Source organism: Pelagibius sp. 7325 (genome assembly GCF_037652055.1).
GTDB lineage: Bacteria > Pseudomonadota > Alphaproteobacteria > Kiloniellales > Kiloniellaceae > Pelagibius.
Map to the genome: position 1 here is coordinate 111307 of NZ_JBBKAH010000003.1, position 15105 is coordinate 126411.

The window sequence follows — 15105 nt, forward strand, 5'->3', positions numbered from 1 at the left end:
TATCTCACGGGAAGAGCTTGTCTTATCCCCCATTCCGTCTCTGCCCGCCTGGAGCCCCTTCCCCATGATCACCGAGAAACCCGGCCTGATGGACGAGATCCGCGGCCGTTTCGCCCATGTCGATACCTGCCCCTTCACCGGAGCGCGCATCTTTTTCGAGAACGCCGGCGGCGCCCTCACCCTGAAGTCGGTGGTCGAGACCTCGGCGAAGTTCGCCGCCATCCCGGACAACCAGGGGCGCGACAACCCGGCCTCCAAGGCGCTGATGGCCACCATCGACAAGGCCAAGGCCGACGCGCGCAGCTTCTTCAACGCGCCCGGCGGGCAGATTTTCGTCGGCGAGAGCGGCACCGAGGTGCTGTTCCGCCTGATCCGCAACGCCGTCAACGCGGCCGCGGCAGGCGGCAAGACCATCGGTAGCACGCTGGAGCACCCGGCCTCGCGCAGCGCCCTCGCCTACTGGTCCGGGCAGACCGGGCGCCAGCACATCCTCGTCGCCCACGACAATGCCACCGGCACCGTCGGGGTGGACGCCTATGCGCCGCACCTGACGCCGGACCTGCGCGTTGCCACCATCCTGCACACCTCGCCGGTGACCGGCATGGCGGTCGACGTGGCCGGGATCGCCGCCGCCATCCGCAAGGCGGCACCGGAGTGCCTCATCGTCGTCGACGGCATTCAGCACGCCAGCCACGGCCATATCGATATCGCAAGCTACGGCATCGACGGCTATGCCATCTCTCCCTACAAGGTTTTCTCGCGCCATGGCTACGGCATCGGCTGGGCCTCGGACCGGCTGAGCGCGCTGCCCAAGGAGCAGCTGGTCGGCGGGCCGAAAGAGAACTGGGAACTCGGCACCCGCGACACCGGCGCCTATGCCACCTTCTCCGACGTGGTCGACTACTTCGCCTGGCTGGGCGGCCGGTTCACCGACAGCGCCGACCTGCGCACGCGCATCGACGCCGCGGCAGAGGCCATCCATGCGCACGAAAAGGTCCTGACCGATGCCATGCTCTACGGCACCGGCAACCTCAAAGGCCTGACGGAGATGCCCGGAGTCGGCATCATCGGCGGCGCCGACAACCCGGCGCGCGAAGGACTGGTGTCGCTGACGGTCGACGGGCAGGAGTCGGCGGCGGTCGTCGCGGCGCTGAACGAACAGGGCATCCGCACCCACACCCGCAAGGCCGACCACTACTCCGGCAACGTGCTGAACCCGCTGGGGTTGACCTCCTGCGTGCGCGTTTCCCTGTGTCACTACAACACCGTTGAGGAAGTGGCGCAGTTCCTGGCGGCGATGGCCGAGATCACCGGCGACGGCAAGAAGGACTGAGGCGGCCTATTCCGCGGTGGGTCGCGCTGCCGCGGCGATGGCGTGGGCCTGCGCGCGCTTCATGAGCGCGCGCTCGCGGTAGAAGGTGTAGATGCCCATACCGATGACGACCGCGGCGCCGATCAGGGTCCATTCGTCGGGGAACTCGCCGAACACGACGATGCCCATGATGATGGCCCAGATCATGATGGTGTAGCGGAAGGGCGAGACCACGGCGACGTCGCCGATGCGCATCGCCATGATCGAAAACACATAGCCGACGAAGAGGAAGCTTGCCGAGGCGACGAGCAGGCCGAGGTGATGCGGCTCCATCGGCTGCCACTCGCGGGTCAACGTCACCGATCCGGCAAAGAGCGCCGTGCCCAGCGCCGTGGCGCAGGCGACCAGCACCGAGGGAACGCCCGGCGAAAAGTAGCGGGTCGAAAGATCGCGCAGCACCATGAAGCCGACCGCCGCCATCGCCCAGAACGAGTAGAGCGTGAAGCCCTCGCCGCCCGGCCGCACGATGATCAGCACGCCGGCGAAGCCGACTGCGATGGCGCTGTAGCGCCGCCAGCCGACCCGCTCGCCGCAGAACAGCGCCGCCGCCAGGGTGATCGCCAGCGGGATTGCCTGGATGATCGCCGTCGCGTTGGCGATGGGCATGTGATAGAGCGCGGTGAGAAAGCAGACGGCGCTGCCGATCTCCCCCGCCACGCGCTGGATCAGGATGCGGGAGTCCTTGCGCGAGAAGCGGTAGGCCAGCTCGCCGCGCTTCATCGCCAGCGCCGCTGTCAGGATGGTCAGCAGCAGTCCCCGCATGAAGATCGCCTGAAACAGGTCGAGGTCGGCGAAGACCAGTTTCATCATGGTGTCGTTGAGGCAGAATCCCGCCATGGCGACCGCCATGAAGAACGCGCCGCGAAGATTGTCGCTGAATACCAAGCTAAGCTCCTGAGACTGCGACTGCCGGCGCCGACCGACTACTCGGCCGTCTGCACCACAGCCGCCGCCACCGTGCGATGTGACAGGCGGCGCTCACGGTAGAAGGTAAAGATGCCGGTGGCGACGATAACGCCGGCCCCGATCAGCGTCCAGAAGTCGGGAACGTCGCCGAAGATGAAGATCCCCAGCAGGATCGCCCAGATCAGGATGGTATAGCGGAAAGGCGCGACGAAGGCGACCTCGCCGACCCGCATCGAGGACACGCTGAAGACATAGCCGAAGAACAGCGCGCAGGCGGCCACCGTCAGCGTCAGCAGGTGCGCAGTCTCTACCGGCTGCCATTCCGTAAAGGGCAACATGACCGCGCCGAACAGCATGATGGTCACGGCCGTGCAGAAGGCGACGAAGAGCGACGGCACCGGGCCGGAAAGCTGGCGCGTGGCGAGATCGCGCAGCGTCACGAAGCCGACCGCCACGACGGCAAGCAGCGCGAAGGCGTCGAAACCCTCGGCACCGGGCCGCACGATGATGAGGACGCCGGCGAAACCGATGGCGATCGCCGCGTAGCGCCGCCAGCCCACCGGCTCGTTGAGGAAGACCGCCGCGCCGAGGGTCACAGCCAGCGGCAGGGCCTGCAGGATCGCCGTGGCATTCGCGATGGGGATGTGCATCAGAGCGGTCAGGTAGCAAATCGTGCCGCCCAGTTCGCCGATGACGCGCAGGGTCAACATTTTCCCGTCGCCGCGGGAGACCCGGTAGAACAGCTGGCCGCGCAGCCACGCCAGGGTGCCGATCAGCAGGCTGGCCAGGATGCCGCGCAGGAAGATGGCCTGGAACAGGCTGATCTCCTGGGTTGCCAACTTGATCATGGCGTCGTTCAGCACGAAGCCGGCCATGCAGATCGCCATGAAGAGGGCGCCGCGGGAGTTGTCGGATAGTCCGCTCATTATTGTGCGAACATATCCGAGTTGCCCGGCGGAGAGTTATGCAGCTTCGGCACCCCCCTCCCTCGTTCGCCGGGCCACGAAGTCGTCGAGCGCCTCGCGGATCGCCGGATCCAGCGGCGGCGGCGTGAACTCGGCCAGGACCGACTTGTAGAGCCGGTTGGCGCGCTGGGTGGCGGACTCGCCGCCGGCCTCCTCCCAGGTCTCGAAATTGCGCCAGTCGGAGAGCATCGGGCTGTAGAAGGCCCGTTCATAGCGCGCCAGGGTGTGCGCCGCCCCGAAGAAATGGCCGCCGGGGCCGACCTCGCGGATGGCCTCGAGGCCCAGCGAATCCTCGGTGACCTCCAGCGGGGTCATCACCTCGCTCATCATCTGCAGCATCTCGGCGTCCAGCACGAACTTCTCGAAGGAGGCGCAGAGCCCGCCCTCCAGCCAGCCGGCGCCGTGCATCAGGAAATTCGCGTGGCCCATGAGCGCGCCCCAGATCGACATCTGCGACTCATAGGCCGATTGGGCATCGACGCAGTTGGCCGCGTTGGCGTTGGACGAGCGGTAGGGCACGCCCAGGTGACGCGCCAGCTGGCCGCCGGCGATGGCCGCGCGGGTGTACTCCGGGGTGCCGAAAGCGGGGGCGCCCGACTTCATGTCGACGTTGGAGGTGAAGCCGCCGTAGACCACCGGCGCGCCGGGCCGCACCAACTGGGTGAGCACCAGGCCCGCCATGGCCTCGGCATGCTGCTGGGCGAGCGCGCCGGCCAGGGTCGCCGGGCTCATGGCGCCGGACAGCGTGAAGGGCGTCAGCACGACCACCTGGTTGTGGCGGGCCATCTCGATCAGCCCCTCGATCATCGGCCCGTCCAGGCGCAGCGGCGAGGAGGTGTTGACGATGGTGAAAAGGCGCGGCGCCTGCGTCAGCTCTTCCTCGCTGATGCCGAAGCCCAGGCGCACCAGTTCCAGCGCGTCGAGGATGCGCGTGCGCCCCAGGGCATAGGCATGGAAGGCCTTGTCGGTGAAGGTGAGGCAATCGCGCAGGCAGTCGAGGTGGCGGGTCGCCGGATGCAGGTCGACCGGCTCGACCGGATAGCCGGCGGTGAAGTGTACGATGTTGAAGGTCTGGATGAGGCGCAGGAAGTTCTGGTAGTCAGCCTGGTTGCCCGGGCGGCGCCCGCCTTCCAGGTCGGAGGCGTTGGGCGCCGAGGCGACCGAGCCGAAGACGATATGGCGCCCGCCGACCGGCAGATCGTGCGCCGGATTGCGCGCGTGCAAGGTGAACTGCGCCGGCGCGCTGGCCAGCGCCTCGCGCACCAGCCCGCGGTCGAAGCGCACGCGCTGGCTGCCGGGCTCCACCGCGGCCCCGGCCTTGTCCAGGATTTCCAGCGCCTCGGGGTGCAGGAAGTCCATGCCGACTTCCTCGAGAATGCGAAAGGCGGTGTCGCTGACCGCCTCGACCTGCTCGGGCGTCAGCACTTCCAGCGGCTGGTAGGGGCTCTGCGGGATGGTCCAGGGCAACTGTCTCAGGCCGCCGCTGACGCCCCGCAGGCCCTCGCGTGCCCCCGCGCCCTGGCGCGCCCGCCGACGCGTGATGTCCCTTACCATGGCTGTCCCCGCTTCTTCATGATTGCGTTTTCAGCTTCGCCGCAGGCGCGTGCGGAGTCTGCTGCGTATACGACAGCCGGGTGTCGCTGCCGTTCAAGAAATCCTTCGGCGGCGCGAGCGGCCCCACAGAGCCGATACACGGCAGAATTGTGACAACCCGCCGTCGCTCTAAGCGGTGCCCCGGTTCGATCGGCTTCTACTCGCGCGCTAGGGACAGACGGGCGCGCCAGCAAGTAAAGAAAAAAACTGTTGCTTGGCTTGTACATCCATAGCGGGACATAACGTACGACGCGCAAATTGAGGGTGGGCCAACGGACATCTTCGGCGGCCTTGTCGGACGTTTTTCGTTGAAAGCCAGGATGCCGGCTGTGTTAGGCTGGACGCAGGGAGCCGGTCTTTCGCTGAAAAGATGTAACGGAAAGCGACCCGGTAGCGATCCAATCCCGGGGGAGGTTGGAACGATGGGAGAAGGGTACAAGCGGCTGCTGCCGGTTGCCGCGATTGCTTTTGTCGTCGTCGCGGCTTCGTTCCGCGGCGCCGTGGGCGCGGATTGCGGCGACCCCGCTGACAGCGGCTATGCCGTCGAGTTTCCCCAAGGCGATCAAGCCGACATCAAGCTTTATGAATCCGACAAAGGCGGCCGCCTCGGCACCGTCATGCCACAACAGATCGTGAGCGTCGTCACGCTGTGCGCCGGAAAGGTCGGTAAGGTGAACCCGATCCAGCTGCCGCCGGGCACTGCGGTCCAGTTCGAGGCTGGCAAGGCGGCGCCAAACGACAACATTTACTGGGTGCGCGACACCCAGGTCCGCTTCACACAAGGCTCCCAGGCCGAGTTGCAGAAGTTCATCTGCGAGCGGAACCAAGTGAAGACCCGGTCTGCCGGCGGTGCGGCCGGCAACGAAGCATGCGAGCAGCCGTAATGAAGACCATGCCGTTACTTCCCTTTCGCTTCGGCTTTCTTCTCGCGGCCCTGCTGCCGCTTGGCGGCTGCGGCGTGCAGCAACTGGCCGACGAGGTCATCTGCACCACCTCCTACTGTGCCAGCCAGGAAGAAGGGCGCTACATCGACCACCTGACGTTCGATGCCGCCGACTTCGAGCCGGAACCGGAACTTCAGAACGAGAACCTGCGGCTCGTGCGCTCGGTCAACAAGGGCATGTATCGCCACGACCCGCTGCAGAGCTATGCCCAGGGCGTACTGGACCGTATCGTCGCCGCGGGACCGGTGCCGAGCGCCCGCCCACGCCTTGCCATCGCGGCCAATGCCTCGCTGAACGCCCAGTCCCTGCCGGGCGGCCTCATCGTCATCCATCACTCGCTCTTCGAGTACCTGAAGAACGAAGAGCAGTTGGCTTTCATCCTCAGCCACGAATACAGCCACTATCTGTTGGACCACTTCAGCCTCTTCGATCGCGCCCGCGCCTATGTCCTCACCGCGGCGGAGACCGCGATGATGCTGGAGGCCAGCGGCAACGACGAAGAGTTGCGCCGCATGCTGCAGGTCTACGGCTCCGACATCCTGATGCGCGACCTGATCTATCCGTCCTGGGCACGCCGCAAGGAAGACGAAGCCGACCGCCTGGGCGTGGACCTGATGGTGCGCGCCGGCTACAACCCGGCGGGCGGACAGGAGTATCTGGAAACCCTCGCCGCTTACGAGGAACAGGTCGGCCGCCGTGCCGAGATCCAGCTCAACAAGCTGGAGCAGGAGGTCTACGGCGAGCACGGCGGGGAAGCGCCCGAGGCGCCCGTCGACCCCGCGACCGGCGCCGTCGATCCCGTCGGCTTCCTCGTGAAAAACGGCCTGAGCGCCCTGCAGGAGATGCAGAACGAAGTCGCCGCCCGTCACGCGGCGGCAGTCGAGCGCGCCGCCGCGGTCGTTACCTACATCGAACGTGACTACGAGGATGAATCGTTCCGCGACCGTCCCGGCGGCGATTGGGCCGCGGCCCTTGCGAACTCAACGGAGACACGCGCGGCTTACACCGCAGCCGCCGAAGTGATCGCCACGCTGGAAAGCCAGGAAGTCACCGCGAGCGACATCGCCCGCCTTGAGCCCAAGGCCCGCCAGGCCGTGAGCGGCCCAACCGAGGGCGATTCATACACCCGCCTGGCATTCTTTTCGTTGCGCAAGGCCCAGAACCGCCTGCAGTTGGCCGAGCGCAACCTGGACATCGCCCTGGATTCCGATCCCGCGCCGTCCTTCCAGGTGGTGCGGGCCAAAGCGGACGTCTTGGCGAACCGGGGGGAGAGAAAGGCGGCCTTCGAGCTGCTGGATCAGAGCGCCGAGACCTACGAATGGCCCTTTCAGGCCTATATCATGATGATACGCCTTGCCGATGCCGCCGGCGAAGGTGACCGGCGCGGCAAGCTGGTGATCGACTGCGCCTTCGCGTATCCGCAAAGCCAGTACGCCTGCCGTTCCGCCCGCTAGGCGCGGCACCGGCATGAGCGGGGACCGGCCGCGACGCGTCCACTACGTGCTGACGCCGGTCGGGCGCTTCCTGCTGGCTTGGGCCTTTTTCCTGCTGCTGCTCAACTACGACCCGGCGGGCGATTCCAAGGCGATAGACCGGCTGCTGGTGAGGCTGGTGAACTTCGTCGGCATTACGCCCTACAGCAACGAACTGCAGAACCAGATCGTCGTGGTCGTCATCGACCCCATTTCGCTGATGGAACTGAACCTTTCCTGGCCGATGGGCTACGGCGACCACGCGTACTACATCGACAGAATCATGGCGCAGCAGCCGGCGATGATCGCCATGGACCTGTTCTTCCTCGACAACAATCGGGCTGATCCGATCGACTTTCTATGGGACTCCCTCCACGAGGCAAGATCACGCGTACCCACATTCGGCGCGGCGCCACCACCAGGCTCCCCCTTGGGCAGCATTGTCGAGAACGAAGCGGGTGTGCCGTTGCCGTTCCTCAAAGGCGACATCACGGTGAAGACCGATTGGCCCGATATGGGTTATCGCCTCGCAAGCGACAGGCGCGCCGATGGGGCCTACCCCCTCGCCTACGCGATGTTCAAGGCGCTCTGCGACCCGGCGTGGCGGAAAGCTCACGCTTACGGGGAAGTCCCAGAGAACTTTGCTCCGCATTGCCCAAGGGAGGGCGTCGACGACGACCGGTTTCATCGTGAAATGCTGATCACCTGGGGCCGCAAGACTCCCGACTACGGCGCCCTGTTCCAGGACAAGTTTGAGATCGCGGACCAGCTGTTCAACTGCGTCGACGATAACGCGGGGCCACTCGAGATGCTGTGGCGGATGCTCCGCTATCAGGAAAACGAGCCACGGCAGAACTGCGCCTACCATCCGGTCATCCCGCTGGACGTCCTCCACCGCCTGGGAGATCAGGAACTGGAAGCGGCGCTGCGCGATAAGATCGTGTTCTATGGGCTCGACCACCCGGGTGTTCCCGACATCGTCAACCCGCCCACCATGCGGCCGATCGCCGGCGTACACCTGCACGCCATGGCGCTGGACAACCTGCTGACCCGCGGCGCCCGCTACCTGGGGACCACCGAACCGGAGACGCGAGCCTCCGCGGGCGAGAGCTGTTCCCTCTTGCACCTGGATTGCCTGCGCCGGAAAATCAACCTGGACGCCATACGGACCTTCTATGACAGCATCATATTCGCCGTGCTTTTGGTGTTCCTGCTACGCTACGGGCCGGCGGATCCACCAACCGGCCACGAGCGCGCCATCCGCGGCCCTGGGACGCTTGTCCTGGCGGGCATTCATGCCTGCCGCAACGTCTGGCTCGACTGCCGGGACGTCTGGACCAGACTGCAGTCCGACCTGCATGAACGCCGTCTGGGCGCCGGGAGTCACCGGGAAAGAGAACAGCAGGAAGTCTTATGGTCCCTGAAGCTGCTGGGCGCGCTGCTGGTCTTCACCTTGCCCGGCCGCCTCTGCCTGCTGGCTGTGACCATGCTGGCGGTCTACTACGTCGACCTCCACGTGTTCCTCATTCCGCCGGTGAACGTGCTGAACATCCTCTCGATCTATCTGGCGTCGCAGTTGCTGGTGCCGGTAGCGGTGTTCTCGCGCCTGTCCGTGGTGGCGACGGCCTTCTCGACGCGGGATGAGCCTGCCGACGAGACGGAACACGCCGCCGCGTCGGACAGCGACGAGCAGCGTCTATAGTTTAGCCGCCAGAGCGGCCAGCTGATCGGCGCACTGTCCCCAGCCTTCGTGGAAGCCCATCTTCTCATGGGCCGCGCAATCCTCCGCGGTCCAGTGGCGGGCCTTGGCGGTATAGCGCGTCTTGCCGTTCTCGTTCTCGAAGGTGACGATCGCGGTGAAGAAGGGCTTTTCGGAAGGCTCCCAGCCTGCGGTATAGGCATCGGTAAAGACGATACGCTCATTCGGCACCACCTCCAGGTAGACACCGTGCATCGGCATGTCCTCGCCCTCGGGACTGCGCATGACGATGGTGCTGCCGCCGCCGGGGCGCAGGTCGACCTCCGCATGCGGAACCGTATAGGGCAGCGGCGCGAACCACTGTTTCATCAGCTGGGGCTCGGTCCAGCAGCGGAAGAGCTTTTCGCGCGGCACGTCGATCAGCCGGGTGAGCACGAGTTCATGCTTGGGGCCGGCGGCGGGCGCGGCTTTGGCGGAAGCGGTCATGGAGATCTCCAGAGTAGATGGATGGAGCGGCGACGCACCGCCACTCCATCCGACTGCCTTTCCAAGTGAGTTCGAAGGCTGCCGAACGCTCGCCTTCGGGATCAGGCCGCCGCGCTCTCGCGGAACGGCTTCATCTGCGCTTCGAGGGCGCGGATGAAGGCCGGCCTTGCGGTGCAGCGCTCGACGTAGGCGGTCAGCGCGGGATAACGCGCCAGGGCACCGCGGCCGAAACTCATGAGTTCACGCAGCGCCGTCGACATGATGATATCGCCGGCGGTGAAGCGGTCTTCGAGGTAGTCGCGGCCGCTCAGCCGCTGCTCCAGCGGGGCGAGACGGCGGTCGAGGGCCGCTTCGAGTTCGGCCCGGCGCTTCTCCGCCCAGGCCTCCCCCGCCCCCTCGCCATTGAAGTGAATGAAGTTCCAGCTGTAGGGCTCGACGGAGTTCAGTGCGGCGATGACCCAGGTCATCACCCTGGCCCGGCCGGCCGCGTCCCTGGGCGACAGCGCCTCGGACTGTTCCGCCAGGTGAAGGACGATGGCGCCGGACTCGAACATCTCGATGTTCCCGTCACGGAAGGCGGGCACCTGGCCGAAGGGCTGCCAAGCACGGTAGGCCACGGCATCCTTCTCCTCGCCCTTGATCAGCACGGTCTCGTAAGGCTGGCCGGCTTCCTCCAGCGCCCAGCGGACGCGAAGGTCGCGCACAAAGCCCTGGGCGAAGTCCGGCACCCATTGAAAGGCGGCGACTTGACTGGTCATGACGTTTCTCCCTGCGAAATCTCTGGTTCAAAACTTCTGCTGAGTGACCGAGGCGGACTTTCAGCGCGCCCGGGGCCTACTCGGCCGCCGAATGGCAGGCCGACGGCGCCCGCTCGTCATAGCGGTCGTGGTGGCGCACCCACTGCATGATGCTGTCGGGCTCGTTGCGACCCTTGGGCACCATGTCGAGGAAGTTGAAGGCGCCGGTCAATTCCTCGCCGCCGCGGGCATAGGAGGAATAGGTGTGATAGATCGTGCCGCCGTCGTCCCGGTAGAAGACGCTCACGCCCGGCAGCTCGTCGATGCCGGGATCGATGGTGCGGTAGTTGTAGAGAGCCTCGCCGCGCTCGAGTTCGTCCGCGCGGAACGAGACGTGGTAGTCGTAGTTGAAATCGTTGCCGAAGGACGACACCCAGGGGAAGGTCCAGCCCATGCGCCGCTTGAAGGCGGCGATCTTCTCGTAGGGCGCGCGCGCCACGGCAGCGAAGGAGAGGTCCGCGTGCTCGAAGTGCTGGCGCGCGGCGTCGACGTGGTCGGCCTGGAAGGAGCAGCCGGGGCAGCCTTCCTTCCAGTCCGGGCCCAGCATGAAGTGCTGCACGAAAAGCTGGCTGCGGCCCTCGAAGAGGTCGCCGAGACTGACGGGGCCGTCGGGTCCTTCGAAGACGTAATCCTTCTCCACCCTCACCCAGGGCAACGCCCGGCGGGCCTGGAACAGCTTGTCGCGCTGACGTGTCAGGGCCTTTTCGGCTTCCAGGTGCACGCTGCGCGCCTTCAGCCATTCCTCGCGGGATACAACCGGATGGTCCATCGTTCCACTCCTTCGTTTCTCGGATCGTGCCGAGTTGGGGTTACTCCGACACCGCCTCTGCCAGACGGTCGAGGCTCTCGTTCCAGCCCTGCTCCATACCGTCGAGGGCGGCCAGCATTTCCGGATCGGCTTTCACGACCCGCGCTTCCAGGAACAGCTTGGTGCGCTTGCCGACCTCGACGAAGTTCGCCGTGGTAAGCACCTCGATACCGGGCTTCCCGCTCTTGTCATGGCAGCACCAGTTCGTCATCACGAGGCGCTCCGGCGCGACGATCTCGCGCACCACTCCGGTCATGGGATAGGCGGTGCCGTCGGGGCCGGTCATTTCGATGTAGATTCGCCCGTCGGGGCGTGGATCGAATTCGCAGACCGGGTTGGTGAAGCCCTGCGGCCCCCACCAGCGCGCCAGATGCACCGGATCGGTCCACAGCTTGAAGACCAGGTCGCGTGGCGCGGCGAAACTGCGGATGAAAGTGACCTTGTCGCCGACCCGCGGGGCGGCCTTGGCAATGCTGTCCATCGGTATCTCCTGAAAGGGTTTAAAGACGCGCCACGTAGGCAGCGAGACGCTCGAAGCTCCCCGTCCAGCCGCCGTTGTGCGCGTCGCGCGCGGTAACGGATTCGAAGAGGGCCTGGTGCAGGGTGAGCTTCGTCTTGGCGCCGCCCTCGCCCGCCTCTTCCAGAAGGACCGTTACCAGGGTCTCGTGACCCGGCTGGCCCTCCGCGTCGATCCAGGTCCAGCTGAAGGAGATCTTCTCCGGCTCGACGATGTCCTTGTAGACGCCGTGCATGCGGTGCTCGCTGCCTTCCGGCGAGCGCATGAGGCAGCGGAAGGCGCCGCCCGGATGGAACTCCAGGGTGCAGTCCGGCAGGGTAAAGCCCTGCGGGCCCCACCAGCGCACCAGGTGCTCGGGTTGGCTCCACACCTTGAAGACCAGGGCGCGGGGCGCGTCGAGCACGCGGGTGATCACCAGCACCCGGTCTTGCGGCTCGATCACCAGTTCAGGACTTGCGGCCATGCGGCTTGCCTTTCATCTGCAACTCGTCGAGGTAGCTTTCCAGGCGGTCGAGGCTCTGCTCCCAGAAGCGGCGGTAGACCTCCAGCCAGTCGTTGGCGGCCTCCAGCGGCCCTGCCTCCAGGCGGCAAGGCCGCCACTGCGCCTCGCGCCCCCGCGACACCAGCCCGGCCCGCTCCAGCACCTTCAGGTGCTTGGAGACCGCCGGCAGGCTCATATCGAAAGGCTCGGCCAGTTCTCCCACCGTCGCCTCGCCCTGGGTGAGGCGCGCCAGAATCGCGCGCCGCGTCGGGTCGGCAAGCGCCGCAAAGGTCTGGCTGAGGGAGTCCGTCTGCATTCGAATTAAACCACCTTGTTAAATAACCTGATGGTTAAATACAGAAGACCGACGCCGCCGTCAAGGGTCTTTGAAAGCAGGTCGAAGCCGGGGCCTTAGGAGCGCGGGACTTGGAAGCCAGAACCCTTCGAAGATTGACTCGACCGCGCGGCCCTACCGTAGGATGGCGGCACCCCTCCTTCCGATCGGACCTTTCCGTTGCACGACACCACCGGCCCACTCCTGCTCACCGGCGACAGCCTGACCGCCGCCGACCTCGCCGCCGTCGCCCGCCATGGCCGCCTGGTGGCGATCGCGCCTCAGGCCCGCGCGCGCCTGGACGCCGGGCGCCGCGTGGTCGAGGCGGTCATCGCGCGCGACGAGCCGGTCTACGGGCTGACGCGCGGTCTCGGCCCACAGGTCGGCCACACCCTCAGCCACGACGACATGGCCGCCTTCTCGCTGCGCACCCTGCGGGGCCGCGCCCATGCCGTGGGGCCGCGCCTGCCGCGCGACCAGGTCCGCGCGGTGATGGCGGTACGGCTCAACGGGCTGCTGCAGGGTGGCGCCGGCATCACCCCGGTGATCGCCGCGTTGCTGGCCGAGGTGCTGAACCGCAACCTGCTGCCGCAGCTTCCCTCCATCGGGTCGATCGGGGCCAGTGACCTCTGCGTGCTCGCGCAACTCGGCCTAGTGCTGGTGGGTGAAGGTGAGATCGCCGTCGGCGACAGAGTGCGCCCGGCCGCCGAGGCGCTGCGCGGCGCCGGCCTGGAACCGGCCACGCTCGGGCCCAAGGACGGCATCGCGCTCTGCAGCGCCTCGTCGCTCTCGGCGGGGCTCGGCGCCCTCGCCTTGCACGATGCCGGAGAGCTGTGGCGCCTCGCCCAGCTCGCCGCCGCGGCGTCGCTGGAGGCCTTCCGCGGCAACCTGACACCGCACGACCCCAGGGCAACGGCGGCGCGTCCCGCGCCGGGCCAGCCGGAGGCCTCGGCCCACCTGCTGCGGATCCTCGCCGGCAGCGCCCTCACCGACACGGCCGAGGCGCGGCGCCTGCAGGACCCCCTGTCACTGCGCACCGTCGGGCCGCTGCACGGCAGCCTCCTCGCGGCCCTGCGCTTCCTTGAGCCGGCGGTGCTGGCCGAGGTGAACGGCGCCGGCGACAATCCCCTGGTGGTGGTCGAAGAGGAGCGCCTCATCTCTACCGCCAACTTCCAGACCACGGCGCTGGCGCTCGCCCTGGAGACTCTGGGCCAGGCCCTCGCGCACACGGCGGCCGGCTCGGTGGCGCGCTGCGGCAAGATCCTGGCGCCCGCCCTCAGCGGCCTGCCGCTGGGTCTCTCGCCGCGCGGCCCCGGCAACTCCGGCCTGACGCCGATCCTGAAGATCGCCCAGTCCCTGCTGCAGGAGATCCGCCACCTGGCCCAGCCGGTGCCGGGCGACCTGCGCCCGCCGGCCGACGGCGTGGAGGATGAACTCACCACCGCGCCGCAGGCGGCCAAGAAGCTGCTGGAGGCGCTGTGGCGCGTCCGCCTGGTGCTGGGCATCGAGCTGACCGTGGCGGCCCAGGCGATGGAGCTGCGCGAGGCCAAGCCGGCGCCCACCGTCGCCGCCGCCCTCGCGGCCCTGCGCGAGATCATCGCCCCACTCGACGAGGACCGCCCTTTCGGCGCGGAACTGGAACGGCTGGATGCGGACCTGCTGGAGAACGGCGCGCTGCTCACCCGCGCCGGCGTGCCGCCGCTACCCGATCACGCGTAGCGCAGGCTCTGCCCCAGGCCGCGGGCGGCGGCCTTCTCCAGCATGGCGGCGCCCAGCGCAATGTCGGAGAGCGACAGGCCGCGGTGCCAGAACAGGATGGTCTCGTCGTCGCGCTGCCGGCCGGGCTTCCTGCCGGTGACGATCTCGCAAAGCTCGGCGTGGAGGGTCTGCTCGGAGAGCTTGCCGCTTTCGACGTGGGCCCGCAGCGAGCCGAGCTTGCCGCCTTTGCACTGGCCCCAGTCGTCCACCACCATCTTGTCCATCACGTCGGTCAGCGACAGTTCCACCGCGCTCATGGTGCCGTAGGGCACGACGAAGTTGCCGGGCTTCACCCAGGCCGTCTTGAAGTGCGGCGTCGGCTCCATGAGGCGCGAGGCCTCGACCTGGATGTCGGCGCCCTCGAGGCAGGCTTCCCAGCTGTCCACCGCCTTCACTTCGCGGCCGAGGTCGCGGGTCAGCCGCGCGGCGAAGGGCTCGCGGCTCTCCGGCCGGCGCGAATGGACGCGGATCTCCTCGAGCGGAAACAGGTGGTTCAGCAGGCGCACGTTCCAGTAGGCGGTGCCCCTGGCGCCGATGTGGCCGAGCACCTTGGAATCCTTTTGTGCCAAATACTTGGCGCCCAAAGCTGTGATGGCGCCTGTACGCATTTCTGTGATCGCCGTGGCGTCCAGCAGCGCCAGCGGCATGCCGGTCTCGGGATCGAAGAGGTTCAGCAGCGCCATCTCCGACGGCAGGCCCTTCGTGTAGTTGTCCACATAGTCGCCGACGATCTTCACGCCCGCGAGGCCGCCCGTGGCAAAGCCCGCCGCCTTGCCGATGTAACCGCGCAGCACGTTGAAGTGACCCTTGAAGGCCGGGTCCGGCTCCAGGTGCACCCGCGGCTCGATGACGCTCTGGCCGAGGCCCTGGGCGGTCAGCCCGCGCTCCACGGCAGTCAGGATCTCGTCGTCGGTCATCTCCAGCGCCTCGATGTCGGGACCGGAGAGATAGGTGAAGGAAATGGATGTCAAAC

The 15105-nt window shown here is 67.0% G+C and carries 15 protein-coding genes; 5 read left to right on the top strand and 10 right to left on the bottom strand.

Annotation, left to right across the window (positions count from 1 at the left end):
* The first annotated feature begins 64 nt into the window (after positions 1 to 64).
* Positions 65 to 1333, top strand: coding sequence for an aminotransferase class V-fold PLP-dependent enzyme (locus WDC82_RS09665; RefSeq protein ID WP_340117091.1), 1269 nt, complete (start codon positions 65 to 67; stop codon positions 1331 to 1333).
* Between the two features lie 6 nt (positions 1334 to 1339).
* On the opposite strand, the gene WDC82_RS09670 is transcribed toward WDC82_RS09665, so the two are convergent.
* From WDC82_RS09670 to WDC82_RS09680, 3 genes are read right to left on the bottom strand one after another with little or no spacing between them, the layout of a single operon-like run.
* Positions 1340 to 2257, bottom strand: coding sequence for a DMT family transporter (locus WDC82_RS09670; RefSeq protein WP_340117092.1), 918 nt, complete (start codon positions 2255 to 2257; stop codon positions 1340 to 1342).
* Positions 2258 to 2295: 38 nt separating this feature from the next.
* Entirely contained in the window at positions 2296 to 3204 is a 909-nt protein-coding gene (locus WDC82_RS09675; protein ID WP_340117093.1) for a DMT family transporter, read from the bottom strand.
* A gap of 36 nt (positions 3205 to 3240) precedes the next feature.
* The gene (locus WDC82_RS09680) at positions 3241 to 4797 is read right to left on the bottom strand and encodes a trimethylamine methyltransferase family protein (protein WP_340117094.1); all 1557 of its coding nucleotides are present in this window, start codon (positions 4795 to 4797) and stop codon (positions 3241 to 3243) included.
* A gap of 461 nt (positions 4798 to 5258) precedes the next feature.
* Between WDC82_RS09680 and WDC82_RS09685 the strand changes: the two genes are divergently transcribed.
* From WDC82_RS09685 to WDC82_RS09695, 3 genes are read left to right on the top strand one after another with little or no spacing between them, the layout of a single operon-like run.
* Positions 5259 to 5720 carry a hypothetical protein gene (locus WDC82_RS09685; RefSeq protein ID WP_340117095.1) on the top strand — a complete coding sequence of 154 codons (462 nt, stop codon included), beginning with the start codon at positions 5259 to 5261 and terminating at the stop codon, positions 5718 to 5720.
* The gene (locus WDC82_RS09690) at positions 5705 to 7234 is read left to right on the top strand and encodes a M48 family metallopeptidase (protein WP_340117096.1); all 1530 of its coding nucleotides are present in this window, start codon (positions 5705 to 5707) and stop codon (positions 7232 to 7234) included. The genes WDC82_RS09685 and WDC82_RS09690 overlap by 16 nt, the downstream gene beginning before the upstream one ends.
* Positions 7235 to 7247: 13 nt before the next feature.
* A complete protein-coding gene (locus WDC82_RS09695; protein ID WP_340117097.1) occupies positions 7248 to 8954 on the top strand; it encodes a CHASE2 domain-containing protein in 1707 nt (568 codons plus the stop codon).
* Here WDC82_RS09695 and WDC82_RS09700 read toward each other — a convergent pair.
* The 6 genes from WDC82_RS09700 to WDC82_RS09725 all read right to left on the bottom strand — a co-directional run bounded on the left by WDC82_RS09700 (position 8949) and on the right by WDC82_RS09725 (position 12356).
* Entirely contained in the window at positions 8949 to 9437 is a 489-nt protein-coding gene (locus WDC82_RS09700; protein ID WP_340117098.1) for an SRPBCC family protein, read from the bottom strand. The two genes, WDC82_RS09695 and WDC82_RS09700, sit on opposite strands and share 6 nt — an antisense overlap.
* 101 nt (positions 9438 to 9538) lie before the next feature.
* A complete protein-coding gene (locus tag WDC82_RS09705; RefSeq protein ID WP_340117099.1) occupies positions 9539 to 10195 on the bottom strand; it encodes a glutathione S-transferase family protein in 657 nt (218 codons plus the stop codon).
* A 76-nt stretch (positions 10196 to 10271) separates the two neighbouring features.
* A complete protein-coding gene (locus WDC82_RS09710) occupies positions 10272 to 11003 on the bottom strand; it encodes a thioredoxin family protein (protein WP_340117100.1) in 732 nt (243 codons plus the stop codon).
* A gap of 40 nt (positions 11004 to 11043) precedes the next feature.
* Positions 11044 to 11523, bottom strand: coding sequence for an SRPBCC domain-containing protein (locus WDC82_RS09715; protein WP_340117101.1), 480 nt, complete (start codon positions 11521 to 11523; stop codon positions 11044 to 11046).
* A 19-nt stretch (positions 11524 to 11542) separates the two neighbouring features.
* On the bottom strand, positions 11543 to 12022 hold the full coding sequence (locus WDC82_RS09720) for an SRPBCC domain-containing protein (protein ID WP_340117102.1): 480 nt from the start codon (positions 12020 to 12022) through the stop codon (positions 11543 to 11545).
* Positions 12006 to 12356, bottom strand: a complete 351-nt coding sequence (locus WDC82_RS09725) for a metalloregulator ArsR/SmtB family transcription factor (RefSeq protein WP_340117103.1) — start codon at positions 12354 to 12356, stop codon at positions 12006 to 12008. The genes WDC82_RS09720 and WDC82_RS09725 overlap by 17 nt, the downstream gene beginning before the upstream one ends.
* Positions 12357 to 12554: 198 nt before the next feature.
* Here WDC82_RS09725 and WDC82_RS09730 point away from each other — a divergent pair, with 198 nt between their 5' ends.
* A complete protein-coding gene (locus WDC82_RS09730) occupies positions 12555 to 14093 on the top strand; it encodes an aromatic amino acid ammonia-lyase (protein ID WP_340117104.1) in 1539 nt (512 codons plus the stop codon).
* On the opposite strand, the gene WDC82_RS09735 is transcribed toward WDC82_RS09730, so the two are convergent.
* On the bottom strand, positions 14084 to 15103 hold the full coding sequence (locus tag WDC82_RS09735; RefSeq protein ID WP_340117105.1) for an ornithine cyclodeaminase family protein: 1020 nt from the start codon (positions 15101 to 15103) through the stop codon (positions 14084 to 14086). The two genes, WDC82_RS09730 and WDC82_RS09735, sit on opposite strands and share 10 nt — an antisense overlap.
* Between the last annotated feature and the right edge of the window lie 2 nt (positions 15104 to 15105).

Bases quoted from the DNA above. Each gene is read 5' to 3' on its own strand.
- WDC82_RS09705 (WP_340117099.1), bottom strand. From the start codon at position 10,195: ATGACCAGTCAAGTCGCCGCCTTTCAATGGGTGCCGGACTTCGCCCAG.
- WDC82_RS09725 (WP_340117103.1), bottom strand. From the start codon at position 12,356: ATGCAGACGGACTCCCTCAGCCAGACCTTTGCGGCGCTTGCCGACCCG.
- WDC82_RS09710 (WP_340117100.1), bottom strand. From the start codon at position 11,003: ATGGACCATCCGGTTGTATCCCGCGAGGAATGGCTGAAGGCGCGCAGC.
- WDC82_RS09685 (WP_340117095.1), top strand. From the start codon at position 5,259: ATGGGAGAAGGGTACAAGCGGCTGCTGCCGGTTGCCGCGATTGCTTTT.
- WDC82_RS09720 (WP_340117102.1), bottom strand. From the start codon at position 12,022: ATGGCCGCAAGTCCTGAACTGGTGATCGAGCCGCAAGACCGGGTGCTG.
- WDC82_RS09680 (WP_340117094.1), bottom strand. From the start codon at position 4,797: ATGGTAAGGGACATCACGCGTCGGCGGGCGCGCCAGGGCGCGGGGGCA.
- WDC82_RS09695 (WP_340117097.1), top strand. From the start codon at position 7,248: ATGAGCGGGGACCGGCCGCGACGCGTCCACTACGTGCTGACGCCGGTC.
- WDC82_RS09665 (WP_340117091.1), top strand. From the start codon at position 65: ATGATCACCGAGAAACCCGGCCTGATGGACGAGATCCGCGGCCGTTTC.
- WDC82_RS09715 (WP_340117101.1), bottom strand. From the start codon at position 11,523: ATGGACAGCATTGCCAAGGCCGCCCCGCGGGTCGGCGACAAGGTCACT.
- WDC82_RS09675 (WP_340117093.1), bottom strand. From the start codon at position 3,204: ATGAGCGGACTATCCGACAACTCCCGCGGCGCCCTCTTCATGGCGATC.
- WDC82_RS09700 (WP_340117098.1), bottom strand. From the start codon at position 9,437: ATGACCGCTTCCGCCAAAGCCGCGCCCGCCGCCGGCCCCAAGCATGAA.
- WDC82_RS09690 (WP_340117096.1), top strand. From the start codon at position 5,705: ATGCGAGCAGCCGTAATGAAGACCATGCCGTTACTTCCCTTTCGCTTC.